Below are 19039 nucleotides of genomic sequence, written 5' to 3' on the forward strand. Positions count from 1 at the left end.
GCTACACCCTCTTCCACTGGTGGCCAGGAGGATGTTGAGGGAGGGCTTCAAAAGGAGTTCTTATAAGTAATGGCTGATTGTCAAGGCTACTTCTTACATTAGGCCATTACTGCGGTAATGTAAAGTTAACTTATTGCCAAAATCCGGTTCTACATGAAGGCCATAACCTGCCTACCCACAACCCACCTGTTCCGGCATCTCCTTTGGGAAAAGGAGGATATCCCCAGAGAGCAAGCGCTCCCTCGAGCCTCTGGCGAGTACCCCGCTCAATGGGTGAGCACCCGCCGCAAAGCGGCGAGGACCCGCTTGGCGCTCGGGCGGTAGTGGTGCTCAATGGCGCTGAAGGGGGGGTAGGGAGCGTCGTATCCCGCCACCCGGACCACGGGGGCCTGCAGATAATCTATGGCCCCCTCGGCGATGCGGGCAGCGATCTCCGCCCCAAAGCCCCCGGTGCGCATGGCCTCGTAGACCACCACCGCCCGGCCGGTTTCCCGAACGGCTTCCAGAAGGGTGTCCTCGTCCAAAGGGACCAGGGTTTCCAGGTCCACCACCATGACCTCCACCCCCTCCTTAGCCGCCACCTCCGCCGCCTCCAGCATCACCTCCACCATGCCCCCGTAGCCGATGAGGGTGGCCGCGCTCCCCTCCCGCACCACCCGGGCCCGGCCCAAGGGCAAGGTGTAATACCCTTCCGGCACCTCGGCCCGGGAGCCCCGGTAGAGCTTGATGGCCTCCAAGAAGAAGACGGGGTCCTCGCCCTCTATGGCGGCGAGGAGGAGGCCCTTGGCCCTTTCAGGGCTCGAGGGGATCACCACCTTCACCCCAGGGGCATGGGCCAAGAGGGCCTCGGGGGAGTCCGCGTGCTGCTCGGGGGTGTGGACCCCGCCCCCATAGGGAGCCCGCACCACCACGGGAAGGCCCACCCGCCCCCGGGAGCGGTGGCGCCAGCGCCCAAGGTGGGAGAGGATCTGGTCCAGGGCAGGATAAAGGAAGCCGGCAAACTGGATCTCGGCCACGGGCCGCATGCCTCCCATGGCCAGGCCGATGGCCAGGCCCAGGATGCCGCTTTCCGCGAGAGGGGTGTCGAAGACCCTGGCCTCCCCATGCTTGGCCTGGAGGCCCTCGGTGACCCGGAAGACCCCCCCAAGCCGCCCCACGTCCTCCCCGAAGACCAAAACCCGCTTGTCCCGATCCAAGGCCAGGTCCAGGGCCTCGTTGATGGCCTGGACCATGTTGAGCACGCGGGCCTTTTCGGCTACCATACCTCCTCCACGTGTTTCCCCTGGCGCAGGGCTTCCCAAGCCCGCCTTTGGTCGGGCCCCATCTCGGCGTAGACGTGCTCTACTATCTCCTCAGGCTGGGGCTCGGGGACACTGTCCGCCAGGGCCAGCTCCCGGGCAAACTCCTCCTCCAGCTGGGCGAGGAGCTCCCCTTCCTGCTCCTCGTCCCAAAGGCCCCGCTCCTCCAAGGCCCGGCGGAAGCGGAGGAGGGGGTCCTTGGCCCGCCAGGCCTCCTCCTCTTCCCGGGTGCGGTAGCGGGAAGGGTCATCGGAGGTGGTGTGGGGGGCCAGGCGGTAGGTGAGGGCCTCCAGGAGGGTGGGGCCCTCCCCCTTCCGCGCCCTTTCCACCGCCTTCTTGGCCTCAATGTAGACCGCCACGGCGTCGTTCCCGTCCACCACCACCCCCGGCATCCCGTATCCCTCCGCCCGCCGGGCGATGTAGTCCACCCGCATCTGCTTGGCCCTAGGCACGCTGATGGCGTAGCCGTTGTTCTGTACCAGGAAGATCACTGGGGCGCGGAAGACCGCGGCGAAGTTCAGCCCCTCGTGGAAGTCGCCCTCGCTGGTCCCGCCATCGCCGATGGAGGTGGCCACCACCCAGCCCTCCCCAAGGTAGCCCCCCGCCAGGGCCAGGCCCACCGCCTGGGGGATCTGGGTGGCGATGGGGATGTACGGGTTCACCGCCCGCACCCCCTCGGGGAAGCGCCACCCCGCAGGGTGAGCCCGCCAGTAGAGGAGAAGGGTGTGGATGGGTAGGCCCCGGGCGAGGAGCATGGCGGACTCCCGGTAGCTGGGCACCACAAAGTCCCCCTCCCCCAGGGCCAGGGCCAGGCCTACCTGGGCCGCCTCCTGGCCCATGAAGGGGGCGTAGACCCCAAGCCGCCCCTGGCGCTGCAGGGTGAGCGCCTTTTCGTCAAAAAACCGGGCCCGGCGCATGGCCCGGTAGAGGGAGAGGGCCTCCCCCTCGCCTAGGGGAAACTCCCCCTTGTCCAGGTACTGGACCACTTTGGGCTTCACGCAGGGGAGTTTACCACACGGGCCAGGCGCTCCAGGGCCAGGGATGACTCTTCCTCGCTCTTGCAGAAGGCAAAGCGGAAGAGGTAAGGGGGCGGGTCCTCCCGGTAGAAGGCCGAGGCCGGGATCAGGGCCACCCGGGCCACCTCCACCAGCCCAAAGGCATCCCATCCCGGAAGCTCGGCCATGAGGAAGTAGGTGCCCTCAGGCTCGTAAGCCTTAAGGCCCATGGACCTAAGCCCCGAAAGGAGGAGGTTGCGCCTCCGGCGGTAGCCTTCCCGCAGGGCCTCGTAAAACCCCTCTTTCCGGGCCATCCTCAAGGCCTCCGCCACCCCCGCCTGCAGGGGGCTGGGCGCGGAGAAGCTGGTCCACTGGCGCATGCCCGCCAGGACGGGCATGTACTCCTCAGGCCCCACGATCCAGCCCACCCGGTAGCCGGTGGCCTCGAGGCGCTTCCCCGCACTCCCCACGGTGAAGGTGCGCTCGGGGGCGAACTCCCGAAGGCGCCTCGGCCTTTCCCCGTAGTAGAGCTCGTCGTAGACCTCGTCGGAAATGAGGAAGAGGTCGTGCCTCCGGGCGAGGTCCGCCACGGCCCTGAGCGCCTCCTCCCCGAAGACCAGGCCCGTGGGGTTCATGGGGGTGTTGAGGAGGAGGACCCGGGTGCGCCCGGTGATGGCCGCTTCCAGGGCGGCGAGGTCCAACTGGAAGCCCGCTTCCCCAAGCTCAAGCCGCACCAGCCGGGCCTCGGCCCCCGCCAAAAAGGCATCCGGCAGGTAGACGTCAAAGAAGGGCTCCAGGACCACCACCTCGTCCCCCGGGCCCACCAGGCTCTGCAACAGCACATGAAGGGCTTCCGTGGCGCCAGAGGTGACCACCACCGCCTCGGGCTCCACGGCGAACTCCTCCGCCAAAGCCTCCCGAAGCATGGGAAGCCCCGCGGGAGGGGCGTACTGGTCGTAACGGCCCAGGGCCCTGGCCACCGCCTCCAGGAGAAAGGCGGGCGGGGGGTTGGAGGGGAAGCCCTGGCCCAGGTTCACCGCCCCAAGGCGCAAGGCGAGCCCGCTCATTTTGGGGAAAATGCTCTCCCGGGCCACCTGGGTGCGGGGGTGGAGGCGCATAGGAAAAGGGTAGCCCAAAGCCCCTTGGGACTCAACCGGCTATCCTCAGGAGGCTCAAAAAGCTCTCCAGCTCCAAGCTGGCCCCGCCCACCAGCCCCCCGTCTACGTCCGGCATGGAGAGGAGGTCGGCGAAGTTCTTGGGGTTCACGCTCCCCCCATAGAGGATCCTCACCCGCCTGGCAAAGCCCTCCCCGTAGCGCTCGGCCAAGGCCTGGCGGATGGCCTGGTGCATGGCCTCTGCGTCCTCAGGGGTGGCGTTTTTCCCGGTGCCGATGGCCCAGACGGGCTCGTAGGCGATGACCAGGCGCTCAGGGCCAGGAGGCTCCACCCCCTCGAGGCTCCCCAGAAGCTGGCGCAGGGTGTAGGGCACCGCCTCCCCCCTTTCCCGCACCTCCAGGGGCTCCCCCACGCAAAGGATGGGGGTGATGCCCTCCTCCAAAAGCCTCTTCGCCTTCTCCGCCACCAGGGCGTCCGCCTCGTGGTGGTAGCGCCGCCTCTCCGAGTGCCCCACGATGGTGTAGCGGCACCCCAGATCTGCAAGCATCCGGGAGGACACCTCCCCCGTGTAGGCGCCTTCCCGGTGGGGGGAAACATCCTGGGCCCCGTAGGCCACCTGGGTGCCGGAGAACACCTCCTTGGCCGCAGGGAGCATGGGAAAGGCGGGCAAGACCGCCACCTCGGACTCCAGGGGAGGAAGAAGCCTTTTGAGCTCGGCAAACCACACCCGGGCTTCCGAGGGCACCTTGTGCATCTTCCAGTTACCCGCTACCAGCACGCGACGCATAGCGCCATCCTACAGGAAAACCCCGCCCATGAGGGCGGGGCTGGACCAAGCCTCCCTATTCTAGGACCTCGATGCCGGGGAGGGTGCCCTTCTCCAGGTACTCGAGGCTGGCCCCACCCCCGGTGGAAACATGGCTAAACCGGTCCTTGAGGCCCAAGCGGTTCACCGCCGCCACGGAGTCGCCCCCGCCCACCACGGTGAAGGCCCCTTCCAGGGCCGCCAGCGCCCGGCCCACGGCCAAGGTGCCCTCGTCAAAGGGCGGTACCTCAAAGACCCCCATGGGCCCGTTCCAGAAGGTGGTTTTTGCCCCTGCCAGGACCTCCCGGAAAGCCTCCTGCGTCCTGGGCCCGATGTCCAGGCCCATGTAGGGCACGGGGATGGCGTCCGCAGGGAAGACCTTGGTTTCCACCCCGGGCTCAATCCGCTCTGCCGCCACCACGTCCAGGGGCAGGTGTACCTTCACCCCAAGCTCCTCGGTCCGCTTCAGGAGGTCCCGGGCCAGGGCCAGGCGGTCCTCCTCCACCAGGCTCTTGCCCACCTCGCCTCCCAGCGCCTTGATGAAGGTGAAGGCCATGGCGCCGCCGATGAGGAGCCGGTCGATGCGGGGAAGCAGGTTCTCCATCACCCCGATCTTGTCGGAAACCTTGGCCCCACCGATGACCACCGCGTAGGGCTTCTCCGGGTTGTGGAGCAGGCGGGAAAGGGCCTTCACCTCCTTCTCCATGAGGAAGCCGGCGAAGGAAGGCACAAGCCTGGCCACCCCCACCACGCTGGCGTGGGCCCGGTGGGCGCTGCCGAAAGCGTCCAGCACGAAGGCTTCCCCCAACCCGGCATAGCGGGCGGCAAGGTCGGGATCGTTCTTCTCCTCCCCTGGCTCAAAGCGGACGTTTTCCAGGACGGCCACCTCCCCCGCTTTAAGCCCCCCCACCGCAGCCTGGGCCTCCTCCGAGCCCGGGGCGAAGGGAAAGAAACGCACCCCGGGGAGGTGCTGGGCCAAGGCCTCGGCCACCGGGGCCAGGGAGTACTTGGGGTCCGGGCCTTTGGGACGGCCCAGGTGGGAGAGAAGGACCAAGGAAGCCCCCTGGTCCAGGAGGTGGCGCAGGGTGGGCAGGCTTTCCACGATGCGGGTTTCGTCCTGCACCGCCCCGTCCTTCAGGGGAACGTTGTAGTCCACCCGCACCAACACCCGCTTGCCCCGGGCGTCCAGGTCCTTAAGGGTACGCATCTAGACCCCCTTCCGGAGCACCATCTCCACCAGGTCTGCCACCCGGTTGGAGTAGCCCCACTCGTTGTCGTACCAGGCGAAGACCTTCACCAGGTTGCCCAGGGCCTTGGTCAGCTTGGCGTCCACGATGGAGGAGTGCGGATCCATGACGATGTCCTGCAGGACGATCTCGTCCTCGGTGTAGCCCAGGATGCCCTTGAGAGGCCCCTCAGCGGCGGCCTTGAGGGCGGCGTTCACCTCTTCCGCCGTCACCTCCCGCTTGAGAAGGGCGGTGATGTCGGAGATGCTCCCCGTGGCCGTGGGCACCCTGAGGGCGCTGCCGTCAAAGCGCCCCTTGAGGGAGGGAAGGACCAGGGCCGTGGCCTTGGCCGCCCCGGTGGTGGTGGGGATGATGTTGATGGCGGCAGCGCGGGCCCGGCGCAGGTCCTTGTGGGGAAGGTCCAGGACCCGCTGGTCGTTGGTGTAGGAGTGGACCGTGGTCATGAGGGCCTTCTCCACCCCGAAGGCCTCCTCCAGCACCTTCATCACCGGGGCCAGGGAGTTGGTGGTGCAGGAGGCGTTGGAGAGGATGTGGTGCTTGGCAGGGTCGTACTGGTCGTGGTTCACCCCCATGACGATGGTGATGTCCTCCCCCTTGGCCGGGGCGGTGATGACCACCTTCTTGGCCCCTCCCTCGAGGTGGGCCTTGGCCTTTTCGGCATCGGTGAAGACCCCGGTGGACTCGATGACCACCCCCACGCCCATCTCGGCCCAAGGGATCTCCTTCGGGTCCTTGATGGCCGTGGCGCGGATGGCCCTGCCGTCCACATAGAGGTTTTGCTCATCGTAGGCCACCTCCCCGGGGAAGCGGTGGTAGATGGAGTCGTACTTGAGGAGGTGGGCCAGGGTCTTGTTGTCGGTGAGGTCGTTGATGAGGGCCACCTCCACACCCCTTTGGTGGAGGATGCGGAAGACCTGGCGCCCAATCCTGCCGAACCCGTTGATGCCTACTTTCATAGATCACCTCCTGGATGGATCACCTTCCATCCCCCCGCCTGCGCCCCTCGGGCTCAGGAGGCCACGGGATAGAAGTCATGGCTTCAGTATACCCTCTGTTCCATAAGCTTCTATCCCCACCTGCCTTAAGCGCCCGCCCCTCCTTGACCTGTCAACCCCCAATCTCTAGATTGGTTGACAGCCGCGGAAGCGGCATGGGAGGGCGTATGAAGACGGAAACCCTGGCTTTCGTCCCCTTGGTCAAGAGCATCTGGCCCGAGCGCACCTTGGCCCGCGACCTGGCCCTGGCTCTAGCGGGAAGCCTTCTGGTGGCCCTAGCCGCCCGGATCAGCATTCCCCTGCCCTTCACCCCGGTACCCCTCACCGGCCAAACCCTGGCCGTCCTCCTGGTGGGGGCGGCTTTGGGGAGCCGCCTCGGGTTCCTGGCACTCTTGGCCTACCTGGCGGAAGGCGCCCTGGGGCTTCCCGTCTTCGCCGGAGGCACGGGGGGCCTGGCCAAGATCCTGGGGCCCACGGGGGGCTTCCTCCTGGCCTTCCCCCTGGCGGCGGGTCTGGTGGGCCTCTTGGTGGAGCGCTTCGGCCTGGACCGGAGCTTCCTGGGTACCTTGGCGGCCATGCTGGCAGGCAACGCCCTCCTCTACCTGGTGGGGCTTCCCTGGCTCGCCGCCTGGCTCATGGGAGCGGGCAAGTTCGGCGGCACAGGCACCCTCTTGGCCATGGGCCTCCTTCCCTTCATCCCGGGGGATGTGGTGAAGGCGGTGGCCGCCGCCCTCTTACTGCCCCGCGCCTGGAGGCTTTTGGGCCGCAGGTGATGCCCAAGCTGAGCCGCCCCCGGGTTTCCTCCCGGGGGTAGACCCTGTAAGATGAGCCCCGTGCTGGAGAACCGCCGGGCGCGGCACGACTACGAGATTCTGGAAACTTACGAGGCGGGCATCGCGCTTCGGGGCACCGAGGTAAAGTCCCTCAGGGCGGGCAAGGTGGACTTCACCGGCAGCTTCGCCAAGTTTGAAAACGGCGAGCTCTACCTGGAAAACCTGTACATCGCTCCCTACGAAAAGGGCTCCTACACCAACGTGGACCCCAGGAGGAAGCGCAAGCTCCTCCTGCACCGCCACGAGCTCGCCCGCCTGCGGGGCAAGGTGGAGCAGAAAGGGCTCACCCTGGTGCCCCTCAAGATTTACTTCAACGAGCGGGGCTACGCCAAGGTGCTCTTGGGCCTAGCCCGGGGCAAGAAGGCCTACCAGAAGAAGGAGGACGACAAGCGCAAGGCCGTGGCCCGGGCTTTGGAGGAGCTATGAGGCTCGCCTTCTTGGCCCTCCTCTTGCTCCCCGCCTTGGCTCAGGCTCCTAAACCCCTGCAGGTGGGGAGCGAAGTGGGCCAAGCCCTGTATCCCGGGGGCCGCGGCGTGGCCTATGGGGAGGCTCGCCTGGTGGCCCGGGGCCTGGGCCTGGCCCTCCGGCTTGGGCAAAACCAGGTGGCCCTGGGCCTTGGGAGCCGCTACCGGAGCTTCCCCGTTTCGGAAAGCGAGGTCCAGGCGGCCAGCGCTGGGGCTGCCTGGAAGCGGGGAGGCGAGGTTTATGTGCCCCTCCGCCCCCTGGCCGAGGCCTTGGGGTTGGAGTACCGGGCCCAGGAGGGCATCCTCCTCCGGCTTCCCTGGGCGAAGCTCTTGGAGGTCGATCGGCGCCCCGGCCAGATCCTCGTGCGCTTCTCCCGGGAGGTGAACGCCAGGCTCGAGGGCCAAAGCGTCCTCTTCCTTCTGGCCCAAGGGGAGGCCGCGGGCTTTAGCCAAGAAGCCTTGGGGCTGAGGCTCAGCCTTCAGGCCCCCCCGGACCGCTTGTACTACCCGGGGGGCGGGCAGGTAGCCCTAGAGTGGGGAGCCTTACCCAAGCCCAAACCCGCGGTGCTCCTGGACCCTGGCCATGGCGGCCAGGACCCTGGGATCGCCGTAGGGGGAGTGCTGGAGAAGGACCTGACCCTGGACCTGGCCAAGCGGGTGGCCGCACGCCTGCCGGGGGCCCGGCTCACCCGCACCGGCGACCAGACCGTGCCCCTCGAGGCCCGCCTCGCCCAGGCCCAGGCCGCCGGGGTGCTGGTGTCCTTCCACGTCACCGCCGGAAGCGCCGTGAACCTCTACCTGCCTAAGACCCGCTCCTCGCCCCTGGCCCAAAACGCCGAGGCCCTTTTGGCCTCCGCCCCCAAGGCGCAGGCCGCCTTGCTGAAGGCCTACGCCGGGGACCCCCGCCGACTGGCGGAGAGCCTGGAGAGGGCCTTCTCCGCTTTGGGGATCGTGGTGGCCAAGGCGGAAGGCCCCTACGCCCTCACCGACGTGGCGGGGGCGGCGGTGGTGCTGGAAGTGGGGGCGGAGCGCCTCAAGACCCGCGAAGGCCGCGACCTGGTGGCCGAGGCCGTGGCCCAGGCCATCCGCGCGTATCTGGAGTAGCCATGCGCCGAGTACTCACCCCGTGGAACCTCCTAGGCGCCTTCCTCTTCCTCCTGGGGGCGCTGGTGTTCTGGCAGAGCGGAAGCCGCCCGGGGGCTGGGGCCTTGCCCCTCCCCTCCGCGGAACCGGCCGCACCCAACCAACTGGCCCTAAGCCTTTACCGCCCGGACCCGCCCCGCGGCTTCGTGAAGGAGGCCCTCACCCTGACCCTAGGCCCGGGGGAAACCCCCGAGGGCAAGGCCCTCGAGGCCTGGTCCCAAGCCCTGAACGCCCCCCCTCCCCAAAGCCTCTACCGCCAGGGCAAGCGCCTGGTGGTGGACCTCCCGGCCACCTTCGTCCAGGGTCTGGACGCCACGGGGGAGGCCTACCGCCTTTACAGCCTGGCCTACACCCTCCTCTCTGCCCTCCCCGAGGTGGAGGAGGTGCACTTCCTGGTGGAGGGGCGGCCCAGCCCAGGACTGGCCCACCTGGACCTGCAAAAGCCCATCCGCCTGCCATGAAGCAGCCTCCCAGCTGGCGCATCGACCGCCTGGTGTTGCAGGGGTTCAAGTCCTTCGCCGACCGCACCGTCTTGGACTTTCCCGACCCTGTGACCGGCATCATCGGGCCCAACGGCTCCGGGAAGAGCAACCTGGTGGAAGCCCTGCGCTTTGTCACCGGGGCCCGGGCCCAGGAGCTCCGGGGACAGGAGCTTAAGCGCCTCCTCTTCCACGGCGCTGAGGGCCGCCCCTCCCAAGGCCTGGCCGAGGTGCGCCTGGAGCTTTCCCGGGGCAGCGAGCGCCTGGTGGTGGAGCGGCGCATAGAGGAGGAGCGCTCCCTCTTCCGGGTCAACGGCCGCCCCTTGAGCGCCAAGGCCCTAGCCCTCCACCTGGCGGGCACCGGCTTGGGCAAGGGGGGATACGCCATCGTGGGCCAGGGGGAGGTGGGGGCGCTTCTGGAGGCCCCGGAGGAGGTTCTCCTCGCCCACCTGGAGGAGGCGGCGGGGCTTAGGCCCGTGGCCGAGGGGGTGAGGGCTGCGGAGGCGCGGCTGGAGGAGGCCTTAGCCTTGCTGGAGGGCAAGGAACGGGCCCTGGCCGGGTTGCGCCAAGAGCTCGGGCGGCTTGAGGAAGAGGCCCGGCGCGCCCGCCAGGCGGCGGCCTTGGAAATGGAGGCCCTGGCCCTGAGGCGAAGCCTCCTCCTTTCCCGGCAAGAAGAGGCCTGGGCGGAGATGGAGCGGGCCCAGGCCCGCCTCGAGGCCCTGGCCTCGGAGGAAAGGGCTCTGGCCGAAGAACGCCTCCGCTTGGAAGAAGAGCGCCAGACTCTCCTCCGGGAGGAAGAGGCCCTCCGGGCCCAGCTGGAAGCGGTGCGCCTGGCCCTGAAGGAAAGGGAAGGGCTGGAAGGGGAGCTCAAGGAGCTCGCCAGGGTGCTGAAGGCCCTGGACCGCCCCCCACCCCCTGAACCCGGACCTCCCCAGCCGCCCCCCGCCCTCCCCCGGCAAGAAGCAGCGCGGCGGCTGGAGCGCCTCCGAACGGAGGAGCGCCGCCTCCTGGAGGAAAAGCAGCGCTGGGAAGAGGCTACCCGCCGCCACGAGGCCGAGCTCGCCCGCTACGAGGAGCGGCTTAGGGCCCACCAGGAGGCCCTGGCGGAGCGCCAGAGGCTCCAGGAGGAACTGAGGAACAAGGAGGCGCTCCTGGCCCGCCTCGAGGCCCAGGTGGAACAAAGGCGGCGGCTGGAAGCCCGCCTAGCCGAGGTAAAGGCCCAGGTCCAGGCCCTGGGCAAAGAAGCCGAACGCCTCCGCCGCCTCCTGGAAAGCGGCGCCGACCTTCAGGAAGGCCCCCGGCGGGTGCGCGGCCTTCCCGGGGTGCTGGGGGTGGTGGCCGAGGTGGTCCGGCCCGAACCCGGCTTGGAGCTGGCCCTGGAAGTGGCCCTGGGTCCCCGGCTCCAGTGGGTGCTCACCCAAGACGAGGAAGCGGCCAAGGCGGCCATCGCCCGGCTCAAGCGGGAAGGGGGCCGGGCCACCTTCTTGCCCCTCACCCTCCTGCGCCCCCCTCCTCCCACCCCCATCCCCCAGGCCCCAGACCTCCTGGGCCCCGCCTTCCGCCTGGCCCGCCTAGCCCTTCCTGGCCTTCCTGAAGAGGCCGTGCTCCGGGTCCTCCTAGGGGACACCCTGGTCTTCCAGAACCTGGACGCCGCCTTGGCCTACCGCCGCAAAGGCGGCCGCGAGCGCCTTGTGACCCTGGAAGGGGAGGTTCTGGAGCGCTCCGGCGCCCTCACCGGGGGCCGGTCCCGAGGCACCGGGGAGGTCTTCCTCCTGCGCCGCCGTCTGGAGGAGCTGGAAGGAGAAAAGGAGGGGCTGGAAGCCCAGGCCGGGGCCCTGCGGCAGGCCCTCTCCTCCCTGCCCGAGGCGCGGGCCTTTGAGGAGGTGCGGGCCCAGGTGCTGGGCTTGAGGCAGCGCCTCAAGGCTCCCTTGCCCGAACCCCCACGGCCTCCTGTGGCGCCACCACCCACCTGGGAGGAGGGCAGGCTGGAGGCCCTGGCAAGGGAAAGGCAGGAGCTGGAAGCGGCTTTAACCCAGGCGGAGGCCCACGAGCGCTGGCGCCTCCTGGAGGAGGCCAGGAGGGAGTGGAACCTGGCCCAGGAGGAGGCCGCGCGCATCAAGGAGCGCATCCGGGAGATCGGCGAGCGCCTCGAGGCCACCCGCCCCTTGGAGGCGGAGGCCTCCGCCCTAAGCGCCAGGCTCCAGGAGGTGCAGGCCACCCGCCGCCGCTTGCAAGACCGGGAGGCCCAGGCCCTAGCCCGCCAAAACGCCCTCCTGGGGGAGCGGGAGGCCCTGCGCCTGCTCCTCGCCCGGCGGGAAGCCCTTGTGGAAGAGCTCGCCCAGGCCCTCGCCTCCCTGCCCGAGGTTCCCCGGGTACCGGGGAGCCCTAGGAGCCTCCAGGCCCGCCTGGGCCAGGTGGAGCGGGAGCGGGCCGCCTTGGGCCCCGTGAATGCCCTGGCGGAACGGGACCTTGCCCGGGTGGAAGCCAGCTTCCACACCCTGGAGCAGGAGGTCTCCGAGGCCACGGAGACCCTCCTCCGCTTGGAAGCGGAGGCCAAGGCGGTGGAGCGGGCCTACAGCGAAAGGCTCAAGGAGAACTTCGCCCGCTTCCAGGCGGCCTTCCAACACAATGCCCTCGCCCTCCTGGGAGCCCGCGCCGAGGTGCGGCAAGAGGGCAAGGGCCTCCGGCTCCTCCTGGTGCCCGCGGGCAAGCGTACCCAGGACCTGCGCCTCCTCTCCCTGGGCGAGAAGACCCTAGGCGCCTTGGCCTTCCTCTTCGCCTTGGGGGAGCTCCAGGGAGGATTGCCCATAGCCGTCTTGGACGAGGTGGACGCCGCCTTGGACGAGGCCAACCTCCTGCGCTTCACCCGGTTTCTCTCGTCGGGGCGGCAGTTCATCCTGGTCACCCACCAGAAGCGCACCATGGAGGCCTGCCAGGCCCTCTACGGGGTGACCGCGGAAGGGGGCGTGAGCCGGGTCTATTCCATCCGCAAGGAGGTGCACCATGACGTTTGAGGAGTACCAAGAAGAAGCCAAGAAGACCGCCCTTTATCCCGCAACCTACCGCCTCCTCTACCCCACCCTGGGCCTGGCCGGGGAAGCCGGGGAGCTGGCCAACAAGGTGAAGAAGGTGTTGCGGGACCAGGACGGCCAGCTCACCCCTGAGGTGCGGGAAGCCCTCTTGGCCGAGCTCGGGGATGTGCTCTGGTACGTGGCCCAGGTGGCCACCGACCTCGCCGCCAACCTGAAGGATGTGGCGGAAGCCAACCTCGCCAAGCTACGCTCCCGCAAACATCGGGGGCAGCTGCAGGGCTCTGGAGATAACCGCTAATGAGAACCACTTGCATCATATACCCACCGGGTGTATAGTGGACCTTGGCCGGGCTTCCGGCCAAGGAGGACGCAATGGAAGAAACCTTCACCCTACCCCGTTTGAACGAACCTGCGCCAGACTTCGTAGCCAAGACCACCGCTGGTGAGCTGCGCCTTTCTGACCTGAAGGGCAAGTGGGTGGTCCTCTTCAGCCACCCCGCCGACTTCACCCCCGTGTGCTCCACAGAGTTCTTGGCCTTCGCCCGGAGGCAAAAGGAGTTTGAGGAGCTGGGGGTGCAGCTGGTGGGCCTTTCCATCGACTCCATCCACGCCCACCTGGCCTGGCTCAAGGACCTCGAGGAGATGTCCGGGGTCAGCGTCAACTTCCCTGTCATCGCCGACCTGGACATGAAGGTGTCCAAGCTCTACGGCATGATCCACCCCGCCGCCAGCGAAACCGCCGCGGTGCGGGCCGTCTTCATCATCGACCCCAACGGCATCCTCCGGGGCATGCTCTACTACCCCCTCACCACCGGGCGCAACATCGACGAGATCCTCCGCTTCATCCGCGCCCTCCAATTCACCGATCGCACGGGCTTGAACACCCCTGCCGACTGGCAACCCGGTGACCCGGGCATCGTCAAGCCCCCGGCCACCTTGGAGGAGCTGAAAGCCGACGAGGCCAAGAAGGGCGAGTACGCGGAGTACAAGCGCTGGTACCTGCGCCTGAAGAAGGCGGAGTAGGAAAACCTTAACCCCCCGGGGCCCTACCCCGGGGGGTAAGCCTTAAGGCCCACGTGCCCCCTGGCGGCTTGGAGCGCGAGGGGAGGCCTAAAGGGGCTGCGGGCAAGCCGCTTCCGCTTTTGCCCCTAGGGCGGCCTCCGCGCGCGTGCGCTTAGTCAAAGAGGTCAAACACCTCCAGGAAGCCCTTCTTCTTGCGGTAGGGCTTCCCCTCCCTTCGGTAGTACGCCTCCCGCTCCTCCTCGTAAGCCCGCTCCACCTCTTTGGCCGCCGCCAAGAGCTTCTCCAGCTCCCCCCTATCCAACCAAACCCCTCCGCACTGGGGGCAGACGTCCACCAGCACTCCCCGGCGCTCCACCTCCTTCATGCCCACCTGACAGTTCGGGCAAAGGAGCAGGGGCATTTACTCCTCCCTCCGGCCCATGAGCAGGCTGGCGTAGTAAAGGATGCTGGCCAAAGAGCTCGCCAGGGCGGCCACGTACGTGAGGGCCGCCCAGGTGAGCACCTGGCTGGCTGGCCCCAGCTCTCCTTGGGAGAGGAGGCCCATGCGCCTCAGAAACTCCAGGGCCCTGCGGGAGGCGTCGAACTCCACGGGTAGGGTGATGAGCTGGAAGAGGGCCACCGCCAGGTACAGGTAAAGGCCCAGCTTGGCCAAACCCAGGGCCCCCATGCCTAGGCCCAGGATCACCAGCAAAGGCCCAAAGTTAGAACCCAGGCTGGCCGCCGGCCAGAGGCTGGCCCGGGCCCGGAGCCAGGCATACCCCTGGGCGTCCTGCACCGCGTGCCCCACCTCGTGGGCGGCCACCGCCAAGGCCGCCAGGCTGGGGGAAGCGTAGTTGGGCTCGGAAAGCCGCACCACCTTGGCGTGGGGGTCGTAGTGGTCGGTGAGGGCCCCCGGCACCGGCTCCACCCGTACCTGCGTGAGCCCGTGGGCATCCAGGATGGCCCGGGCCACCTGGGCCCCCGTAAGCCCCCGGCTGTTTGCCACGCGGCTGAAGCGGGCGAACGTAGCCTGCAAACCGCCTTGAATGGCCAAACTGGCCACGAAGACCAAGCCCATCAAGATTAAGGCGAACACGTCCATTTGGCTACCTCCTTGCGGGGTGAAGCAAAACACCGAGGCCACCTTACTGGTGGTCTCGCCATGCGCCCACAGGCGCCCCAGCCGACCGGGGAAGTTACCCGTACTGACGACCGGCTGGCCCCTTTAGGGGCGGCTACTCCCCGCGACATCCTTTATACCAAACCCGGCCCAAAAGGGCAAGGAGCCCCGGGGAAATGTGCACAAGCTTCCTTACTTATCTACACTCAGGGGTATATTGGGCGAGGGAGGAGAGTATGGGTTACGCACACCCCGAAGTGTTGGTGTCCACGGCGTGGGTCCAGGAGCACCTTAGCCAACCAAACGTGCGGGTCCTCGAGGTGGACGAAGACATCCTCCTCTACGACACCGGGCACATCCCAGGGGCACAGAAGTTGGATTGGCAGCGGGACTTCTGGGATCCGGTGGTGAGGGACTTCGTGGACGAAGAAGGGTTTGCCGCTCTAATGGAGCGCCTGGGCATCTCCAACGACACCACCCTTGTCCTTTACGGGGACAAAAACAACTGGTGGGCAGCCTACGCCTTCTGGTTCTTCAAGTACAACGGCCACCAGGATGTGCGCCTTATGAACGGAGGACGGCAGAAGTGGCTGGAGGAGGGCCGACCCCTCACCACCGAGGTGCCCACCTACCCCAAGGGCACGTACCGGGTGCCCTACCGGGACGAGTCCATCCGCGCCTACCGGGACGAGGTCCTGAAGCACATCCTCAAGGTGAAAGAGGGCAAGGGGGCGTTGGTGGATGTGCGCAGCCCCGAGGAGTACCGGGGCGAACTCACCCACATGCCCAACTACCCTCAGGAGGGAGCCCTGCGGGCGGGGCACATCCCCGGGGCCAGGAACATCCCTTGGGCCAAGGCGGTGAACCCCGACGGCACCTTCAAGAGCCCGGAAGAGCTTAAGGCGCTCTACGAACCCCTGGGGATCACGCCGGAGAAGGAGGTGGTGGTCTACTGCCGCATCGCCGAACGCTCCAGCCACACCTGGTTCGTGCTCAAGTACCTCCTGGGCTACCCCCGGGTGAAGAACTACGACGGCTCCTGGACCGAGTGGGGCAACCTGGTGGGTGCCCCCGTGGCTAAAGGCAAGGAGTGACCCCCCGGCTCAGGAAGAGGGCCCTTCCAGGTCTTCCCCCAAAGCCTTGGCCGCCAGCCGCTTCCCCGTGGGCGTGGCGGCCAGGCCCCCCAAACCCGTCTCCTTGAGCTCCAGGGGTAAGAGGCGGCCAATCCCCGCCATGGCCAGGATGACCTCGTCCGGGGGAATGACGGAGCGGATGCCCGCCAGGGCCATGGAGGCGGCGCTCACCGCGTGGACGGCGTAGAAGCCGTTGCGCATCACGCAGGGCACCTCCACAAACCCCCCCACCGGGTCGCAGACCAGGCCCAGGGCGTTCTGCAAGGCCAAGGCCGCGGCGTGGGCGCAAGCCTCGGGGCTTCCCCCGAGGAGCTCCGTCACCGCGGCCGCGGCCATGGCCGCGGAGGAACCGATTTCCGCCTGGCACCCTCCGCTGGCCCCAGCGATGTAGATTTGGCGGCTGATGATCTTGGCCACGCCCGCGGCCAGGACCATGGGCATAAGGAGGTCCTCATCGGGGATGCCCAGGTGGTCCGCTACCCCCAAAAGCGCCCCGGGAAGCGTCCCCGCGCTCCCCGCAGTAGGCGCGGCCACAATGCGCCCCATGCGGGCGTTCTCCTCGTTCACGGCCATGGCGTACGCCTGGACCCGCTTGAGGAGGGGGTCCTGCAGGGGATCAGGGGCCTCCCAGAGCGTCTTGGCGTTCTTACCCACCAGCCCTGCCACGCTGGGGGCATCGGAAGCCAGGCCACGGCGGATGGAGTCCCGCATGACCGCCAAGCGCCCGCGCAGCTTCTCCAAGATGGCCTCGGGAGCCAGGCCGGTTTCCTCGGCCTCCTCCTGCAACAGGTATTCCGAAGCCCGGCCCGAAAGCTGGGCCAGGGCGTTGAGGGTAAGGGACATGCCCCCAGTATAGGCCCCGGGTGCCCGGGACGGGTATGCTGAACGCGGGATGTCCAGGAGCGAACAACCCCTCCGGGTGCTCATCGCCGACGACCATCCCCTCTTCCGACTGGGCCTCCGGGCGGGCCTCGAGGGCGAGGGGCTTCAGGTGGTGGCCGAGGCCCAAGACGGGCTGGAGGCCCTAACTAAGACCTTGGCCCTCGGCCCCGACGCTGTCCTCCTGGACCTGCGCATGCCCGGCATGGACGGGTTGGAGTGCGCCCGCAGGCTCCGGGCCGAGGGCTACCGGGGGCTCATCGCTTTTCTGACCACCTATCAGGAGCCCGCGCTGGTGCAGGAGGCCCTGCTGGCTGGGGCCGACGCCTACTTCTCCAAGGAGCTTTCCGCCGCCGAGCTGAAGCGCCGCCTCCTCCGGGTGGCCCAGGGAGAGGAACGCCTCACCCCCCCCGACCTCCCCAGCCTGACCGCCCGGGAGAAGGAGGTTCTCTGCCTCCTGGCCCAGGGCCTCTCCGCCAAGGAAATCGCCCGTGCCCTAGCCCTTTCCCCCGACACGGTCAAGGACCACCTGGAAAGCCTTTACGGCAAGCTGTTGGTCCGGAACCGGGTGGAGGCGGTGGAACGGGCGAGGGCCCTGGGTTTCCTCAGGGAAAAAGGTTGAGGGCGGGTAGCCCCGCCCTCCCGGAAACCCCAGGTTTACTCCTGGGGCGCCTCGCCCTCGCCCACGGCCTTGGAGGCCGCTTCCTGGGCCAAGGCCTCCTTGGCGGCTTTGGCCCGCTCCTGGTCCTGGCCCAAGCGCTTGCGGTCGGCGCGGAGCTTCCGGCGGATCTCCCGCTCGGAAAGCTGGCGGATGAAGTAGAGCTTGGCGCGGCGCGCCATTCCCCGCTGGACGATCTCCACCTTCTCGATCAGGGGGGAGTTCAGGGGGAAGATGCGCTCCACCCCCACCCCGTAGCTCACCTTGCGCACGGTAAAGCTGGAGTTGTAGCCGTTCCGCTTGACCTTGATGACGATGCCCTCAAAGTTCTGCACGCGGGTGCGGTTGCCTTCCTTGACCCGGTAGGCCACCCGCACGGTGTCGCCCGGACGGAACTCGGGCAGGTCGGTGCGGGTGTATCGGGACTCCACCACCTTCAAAAGCGCTCCTCGGTTCATGCTCTCGCCTCCCGCCCCAGAGGAACCCTGAAGGGTTCATGGGCAACAGCCCTCAGTTTAGCCCTCGCGGTCCAGTTCCGCAAGCCAAAGGGCCTCGAGGGCCCCAATCCGCGCCTGCCGCAAGAGTTCTGGCCGGAGGCTGAGCGTACGGCGGAGGGCTTCCTTCCTGCGCCAAAGGGCCACCTCCTGGTGGTTTCCCGAAAGGAGCACCTCCGGGACCCGCATCCCCCGAAACTCGGGAGGCCGGGTGTAGTGAGGGTAGTCCAAAAGGCCCCGCACGAAGGAGTCCTGGCGGTGGCTCTCCGGGTCCCCAATGACCCCGGGAAGGAGGCGGGCCGTGGCCTCCAAAATGGCCAAAGCCGCCACCTCGCCCCCCATGAGCACGTAGTCCCCGATGGAAAGGATGCGGGTGGCGTAGGCTTCCACCCGGGCGTCAAACCCCTCGTACCGCCCGGAAACCAAGACCAGGTGCTCCCGGGTGGCCAGCTCCTCCGCCACCTTCTGGGTGAAGGGCTCCCCCGCAGGGGAAAGGAGCACCACCTCGTCCGCGGGAAGCACCGACTCCAGGGCGGCCACGGCCACGTCCGGGCGGATCACCATCCCCGCTCCCCCCCCATAGGGGGTATCGTCCACGGTGCGGTGGCGGCCCAGGCCAAAGCCCCTCAGGTCCACCACCTCCACCCGAATGAGCCCCCGTTCCTGAGCCCGTTTCAAGAGGGACTCGGAAAGCCAGGGCCGGATGAGTCCCGGGAAGAGGGTGAGGACGGTGTAGCGCATCTAGTCAAAGAGGCCGGGGATGGGCTCCACGTGGATCCCTTCCGCCGTGACCTGCACGTAGGGCGCCTGTAGGGGTACCAAACGCTCTTGCCTTTCCCGCAAGCTCTCCCCCACCCCCCGGATCACCAAAACGTCCTGGGCCCCGGCGTCCAGGATGTCCGCCACTTCACCCACCTGCTGCCCTTCCACGAAAACCGGGAGGCCGATGAGGGCGAAATAGTAGTACTGGCCCTCCTCCAGGGGGGGGAGGTCCTCCACCTCCGCATACACCCTGAGGCCCACCAGGGCCTCCGCCAGCTCGCGGGTGCCCACCCCTGCCAAGTGAACCACCAGGTCCCCGGCCACCTGGTAGAGGTCCTCCACCGCCCGCCATCCGTGCCCCTCCACGTACACCCGCTCCAGGTGAGCCACCACCGGCTCACCGCGGAACTTCAAGCCCCCTTGGAGGGCGTAGGGCGCACCGAAGCGGCCAATCTCCACCAGGCGCATACCCTTATTATGCCAAAACCGAGAGCCAGGCCTCGCCCGGTCCCAGGCCACCAGACTTGACCGGTATACCCCTTTTGGGGTAGATGGTTCTCCATGACCCTGCGCGAAGCCCTATCC

The 19039-nt window shown here is 67.9% G+C and carries 21 protein-coding genes; 9 read left to right on the forward strand and 12 right to left on the reverse strand.

All coding sequences use genetic code 11. The annotated features are described in order from the left end of the window. Positions 1–266: 266 nt before the first annotated feature. The 6 genes from L1088_RS11450 to gap are packed head-to-tail and all read right to left on the reverse strand — an operon-like array spanning position 267 to position 6416. Positions 267–1262 carry an alpha-ketoacid dehydrogenase subunit beta gene (locus L1088_RS11450; RefSeq protein WP_234555182.1) on the reverse strand — a complete coding sequence of 332 codons (996 nt, stop codon included), beginning with the start codon at positions 1260–1262 and terminating at the stop codon, positions 267–269. Next, positions 1256–2296: a pyruvate dehydrogenase (acetyl-transferring) E1 component subunit alpha gene (gene pdhA, locus L1088_RS11455; RefSeq protein ID WP_234555183.1), complete on the reverse strand. Its 1041-nt coding sequence runs from the start codon at positions 2294–2296 to the stop codon at positions 1256–1258. The genes L1088_RS11450 and pdhA overlap by 7 nt, the downstream gene beginning before the upstream one ends. Beyond that, a complete protein-coding gene (locus L1088_RS11460; protein WP_234555184.1) occupies positions 2293–3411 on the reverse strand; it encodes a pyridoxal phosphate-dependent aminotransferase in 1119 nt (372 codons plus the stop codon). The genes pdhA and L1088_RS11460 overlap by 4 nt, the downstream gene beginning before the upstream one ends. Before the next feature lie 31 nt (positions 3412–3442). Further along, positions 3443–4195 (reverse strand): triose-phosphate isomerase, encoded by a 753-nt coding sequence (gene tpiA / locus L1088_RS11465; protein WP_234555185.1) that lies wholly within the window; start codon positions 4193–4195, stop codon positions 3443–3445. A gap of 55 nt (positions 4196–4250) precedes the next feature. Beyond that, positions 4251–5420, reverse strand: a complete 1170-nt coding sequence (locus L1088_RS11470) for a phosphoglycerate kinase (protein ID WP_234555186.1) — start codon at positions 5418–5420, stop codon at positions 4251–4253. Next, positions 5421–6416 carry a type I glyceraldehyde-3-phosphate dehydrogenase gene (gap, locus tag L1088_RS11475; RefSeq protein WP_234555187.1) on the reverse strand — a complete coding sequence of 332 codons (996 nt, stop codon included), beginning with the start codon at positions 6414–6416 and terminating at the stop codon, positions 5421–5423. It abuts the gene before it with no gap. Between the two features lie 206 nt (positions 6417–6622). Here gap and L1088_RS11480 point away from each other — a divergent pair, with 206 nt between their 5' ends. The 7 genes from L1088_RS11480 (at position 6623) to L1088_RS11510 (ending at position 13429) form a co-directional block, all read left to right on the forward strand. After that, entirely contained in the window at positions 6623–7228 is a 606-nt protein-coding gene (locus tag L1088_RS11480) for a biotin transporter BioY (RefSeq protein WP_234555188.1), read from the forward strand. Between the two features lie 51 nt (positions 7229–7279). After that, entirely contained in the window at positions 7280–7714 is a 435-nt protein-coding gene (gene smpB, locus L1088_RS11485) for an SsrA-binding protein SmpB (protein ID WP_038046644.1), read from the forward strand. Continuing rightward, a complete protein-coding gene (locus L1088_RS11490) occupies positions 7711–8856 on the forward strand; it encodes an N-acetylmuramoyl-L-alanine amidase family protein (RefSeq protein ID WP_234555189.1) in 1146 nt (381 codons plus the stop codon). Before smpB ends, L1088_RS11490 begins: the two co-directional genes overlap by 4 nt. Positions 8857–8858: 2 nt before the next feature. Beyond that, positions 8859–9356 (forward strand): GerMN domain-containing protein, encoded by a 498-nt coding sequence (locus L1088_RS11495; protein ID WP_038046649.1) that lies wholly within the window; start codon positions 8859–8861, stop codon positions 9354–9356. Continuing rightward, on the forward strand, positions 9353–12388 hold the full coding sequence (locus tag L1088_RS11500) for an SMC hinge domain-related protein (protein WP_234555190.1): 3036 nt from the start codon (positions 9353–9355) through the stop codon (positions 12386–12388). Before L1088_RS11495 ends, L1088_RS11500 begins: the two co-directional genes overlap by 4 nt. Then, a complete protein-coding gene (locus tag L1088_RS11505; RefSeq protein WP_234555192.1) occupies positions 12378–12704 on the forward strand; it encodes a nucleoside triphosphate pyrophosphohydrolase family protein in 327 nt (108 codons plus the stop codon). Before L1088_RS11500 ends, L1088_RS11505 begins: the two co-directional genes overlap by 11 nt. A 74-nt stretch (positions 12705–12778) precedes the next feature. Continuing rightward, positions 12779–13429 carry a peroxiredoxin gene (locus tag L1088_RS11510; protein ID WP_234555193.1) on the forward strand — a complete coding sequence of 217 codons (651 nt, stop codon included), beginning with the start codon at positions 12779–12781 and terminating at the stop codon, positions 13427–13429. 151 nt (positions 13430–13580) lie between these two features. On the opposite strand, the gene L1088_RS11515 is transcribed toward L1088_RS11510, so the two are convergent. After that, complete coding sequence (locus tag L1088_RS11515) at positions 13581–13829, reverse strand: TFIIB-type zinc ribbon-containing protein (protein ID WP_267961248.1); 249 nt, start codon at positions 13827–13829, stop codon at positions 13581–13583. Beyond that, the gene (locus L1088_RS11520; RefSeq protein ID WP_234555195.1) at positions 13830–14510 is read right to left on the reverse strand and encodes a zinc metallopeptidase; all 681 of its coding nucleotides are present in this window, start codon (positions 14508–14510) and stop codon (positions 13830–13832) included. A gap of 254 nt (positions 14511–14764) precedes the next feature. Here L1088_RS11520 and L1088_RS11525 point away from each other — a divergent pair, with 254 nt between their 5' ends. After that, on the forward strand, positions 14765–15622 hold the full coding sequence (locus tag L1088_RS11525; protein WP_234555196.1) for a sulfurtransferase: 858 nt from the start codon (positions 14765–14767) through the stop codon (positions 15620–15622). Positions 15623–15631: 9 nt separating this feature from the next. On the opposite strand, the gene sdaAA is transcribed toward L1088_RS11525, so the two are convergent. Beyond that, entirely contained in the window at positions 15632–16504 is an 873-nt protein-coding gene (gene sdaAA / locus L1088_RS11530) for an L-serine ammonia-lyase, iron-sulfur-dependent, subunit alpha (RefSeq protein ID WP_234555197.1), read from the reverse strand. Positions 16505–16553: 49 nt separating this feature from the next. Here sdaAA and L1088_RS11535 point away from each other — a divergent pair, with 49 nt between their 5' ends. Beyond that, positions 16554–17162 carry a response regulator gene (locus tag L1088_RS11535; RefSeq protein ID WP_234555198.1) on the forward strand — a complete coding sequence of 203 codons (609 nt, stop codon included), beginning with the start codon at positions 16554–16556 and terminating at the stop codon, positions 17160–17162. 35 nt (positions 17163–17197) lie between these two features. Here L1088_RS11535 and rplS read toward each other — a convergent pair whose 3' ends face one another. Genes rplS through rimM form a run of 3 tightly spaced genes read right to left on the reverse strand, consistent with a single transcriptional unit; the run spans position 17198 to position 18922 of the window. After that, a complete protein-coding gene (gene rplS / locus L1088_RS11540) occupies positions 17198–17656 on the reverse strand; it encodes a 50S ribosomal protein L19 (protein ID WP_234555199.1) in 459 nt (152 codons plus the stop codon). A 57-nt stretch (positions 17657–17713) separates the two neighbouring features. After that, positions 17714–18433: a tRNA (guanosine(37)-N1)-methyltransferase TrmD gene (gene trmD, locus L1088_RS11545; RefSeq protein WP_234555200.1), complete on the reverse strand. Its 720-nt coding sequence runs from the start codon at positions 18431–18433 to the stop codon at positions 17714–17716. Further along, the gene (gene rimM / locus L1088_RS11550) at positions 18434–18922 is read right to left on the reverse strand and encodes a ribosome maturation factor RimM (protein WP_234555202.1); all 489 of its coding nucleotides are present in this window, start codon (positions 18920–18922) and stop codon (positions 18434–18436) included. Between the last annotated feature and the right edge of the window lie 117 nt (positions 18923–19039).

The sequence above is a fragment of the Thermus caliditerrae genome (genome assembly GCF_021462525.1).
Taxonomy (GTDB): domain Bacteria; phylum Deinococcota; class Deinococci; order Deinococcales; family Thermaceae; genus Thermus; species Thermus caliditerrae.